This is a genomic window from Pseudomonas zhanjiangensis, assembly GCF_041027545.1.
GTDB classification, from domain to species: domain Bacteria; phylum Pseudomonadota; class Gammaproteobacteria; order Pseudomonadales; family Pseudomonadaceae; genus Aquipseudomonas; species Aquipseudomonas zhanjiangensis.
Window position 1 is genome coordinate 1 of the sequence record NZ_JBFTEG010000057.1, and the last position, 566, is coordinate 566.

1 pseudogene is annotated in these 566 nt (G+C 58.8%); it reads left to right on the forward strand.

From position 1 onward, the window contains the following. Positions 1 to 65: 65 nt before the first annotated feature. Positions 66 to 566 (forward strand): annotated as a pseudogene (locus AB5S05_RS22060) (transposase); the annotation flags it as partial.

Below are 566 nucleotides of genomic sequence, written 5' to 3' on the forward strand. Positions count from 1 at the left end.
TGTAGTGGTCTACTGATCCCGGACACCGATTTAGGCGAAAATCCTCGCCGTGAGAGAGGTGTCTGATGAGCAAACAACGACGTACGTTTTCCGCCGAGTTCAAACGCGAGGCAGCCGCCTTGGTGCTGGATCAAGGCTACAGCCATATCGAGGCCTGCCGTTCGCTGGGAGTGGTGGACTCGGCGTTACGCCGCTGGGTGAAACAGCTCCAGGATGAGCGCCAGGGAGTCACCCCGAAGAGCAAGGCGCTGACGCCCGAGCAGCAGAAGATCCAAGAGCTGGAAGCCCGGATCAGCCGGCTGGAGCGGGAGAAAGCGATATTAAAAAAGGCTACCGCTCTCTTGATGTCAGACGAACTCGATCGTACGCGCTGATAGACCAGTTGAGTGAGCAGGAGCCGGTAGAAGTGGTCTGTTCAGCCTTCGATGTGGCGCGGTCTTGCTACTACGCCCATCGCCTTCGACGTCGCCGTGTCGATGCTCGTCGTGTTGCACTACGTAGCCAGGTCAACCAGTTGTTCAGTCAGAGTCGAGGCTCGGCCGGTAGCCGGAGCATCCTGGGCATGC